The sequence below is a fragment of the Bradyrhizobium sp. 31Argb genome, assembly GCF_043638955.1.
In the GTDB taxonomy this organism is placed as follows: domain Bacteria; phylum Pseudomonadota; class Alphaproteobacteria; order Rhizobiales; family Xanthobacteraceae; genus Bradyrhizobium.
In genome coordinates, this window is record NZ_JBEGDB010000454.1 from 1937 (window position 1) to 3632 (window position 1696).

Sequence of the window (1696 nt, forward strand, 5' to 3'; positions counted from 1 at the left end):
AGCCGCACGCCATTGCCAATGAGCGCGCCTTCGGCCGGCTGGCCCACGCTCTGCGCGTTGTTGGCCCACACCGAGGAGTCGAGCGACGGCGTGCCGCGCTCGTTGAAGTGATAGACCAAGAGCGTGTCGGGATCGTAGGTCGCCTTGGCGTCCGCCGCCGCAACCGCCTTCTTGTTGCCGTAGTAGAGCCAGATCTCGGCCTTGGCCCCCGGCTGCACGTTCGGCACCGCGACCCAGATCAGCGCCTCGCTGAGCAGCCCGTCATATTTCTCGACGTGATACTTCAGCGGCGTCTTGTCGTCGCCGGCGACAAACCGCAGGTCGGAGCCGTCGTCCTTGGCGGAGGCGAAGCGGAAATTGCCGGTGTGCAGCCGGACCAGGACCGGCGTCGACCCGACCGGGTCGGTGATGTTGGCCCCAGTGGCGCTGGCATCGATCGTGATCTTCTTGCGCAATTGCCATTCATCGTTCCACCAGGCGTTCGCCGGCGCCGACAGCGCCAGCACCGCCACCACAGCCAGCAACAGCATGGCCGCCGCGTTCGCGGCCGCGCGCGTCGCACCGCTCCCCATGGCCCGCATCTTGTCCCATCCCATTGTCATCAGAATTCACCCCAGAGCCGAACGTTGAAGCGCGGGTCGCCCGCGCGCGTATAGGTTTGGCTGACCATCGGAACGGACAGCGCGAACATGCCATTGAACGCGTTGAACACCTTGAAGCGGGTGCCGACGCCGTAGCTCCATAGGTTGAACGCCGACTGCTGATCCGGCAGCGGCTTCTGGATGCTGACATGCGCGGCGTCGGCAAAGGCGAACAGCCGCCACTCGTTGAAGGTGGTGAAACGCGGCGCTCCCTGGCCGGTCTCGTCCTTCATCTCCTTCTGCAGCATCGCGCCGAGGTCCGGGCTGCGGATCTCCAGATTGCCGATCACGCCGTCATCGCCGAGCACTTCGGATTCCAGATAGCCGCGCACGGTGTTGAGGCCGCCGGCGCTGAGCTGCTCGCTCGAGACCAGGGGTCCGTCGGCGACCTGCGCCTGCACCTTGCCCCAGAGCTGGAAATTCTCCGGCAGTTCCTGGGTGTGCGACACGTCGACGTTGAAGTGCGTGAAGCTCGGCGAGGCGTAATAGCGCTTGGCGTCGAACTCGGTCCAGTCGCTGCCGAACGGCCGCAGACTGTAGGTGATCCCGGCGTTGAACTGGGTGACGAAGTTCTCGTTCTGGAACGTCGCGCCGTAGGTGGCGACCACCGGATAATAGGTCACCGGGGAGGCGAAACTGTCGGTGCCCAGCCCCACGGTCTGGTCGAAGTGCTTGTAGTCCACCCCGACCGACAGCGTCTGGAAGAAGTTCTCGCGGCCCGGCAGCGTCATCACCGCACGGCCGCCGATGATCTCGCCGGGGCCGACGATGTTGGTGCCGCCAACGGTGGCGACGTTGCTGCTCGACTTCACGCCGTAGAGCAGAAAGCTCAGCCACTCGACATCGGGAATCCGCGCCAGATACGACCCCGAGAACACCTCGGCATCGCCCGGCCGCTGCGGCGCCACCTGATAGGTGAAGCTGGCGGAATGCCCGAGCTGCCACAGATTGTCGTAGTGCACGGTGGCGATGAGGCGGGCCGGCGTGGTGTTCGGCGAGTTGGCGTTGTTGACCTCGATGGTGCCGTGGATCGGCGCCTTGTCCTCGATATTGAG

The 1696-nt window shown here is 65.2% G+C and carries 2 protein-coding genes; both read right to left on the bottom strand.

Annotated features, from left to right (window positions below; all coding sequences use genetic code 11):
- The coding region (locus AAFX91_RS39840) for a DUF2341 domain-containing protein (protein ID WP_394570146.1) at window positions 1-602 on the bottom strand (602 nt) is incomplete at its 3' end.
- Window positions 602-1696: ShlB/FhaC/HecB family hemolysin secretion/activation protein (locus AAFX91_RS39845; protein WP_394570147.1), on the bottom strand; the 1095-nt coding region annotated here is incomplete at its 5' end. The genes AAFX91_RS39840 and AAFX91_RS39845, both read right to left, overlap by 1 nt.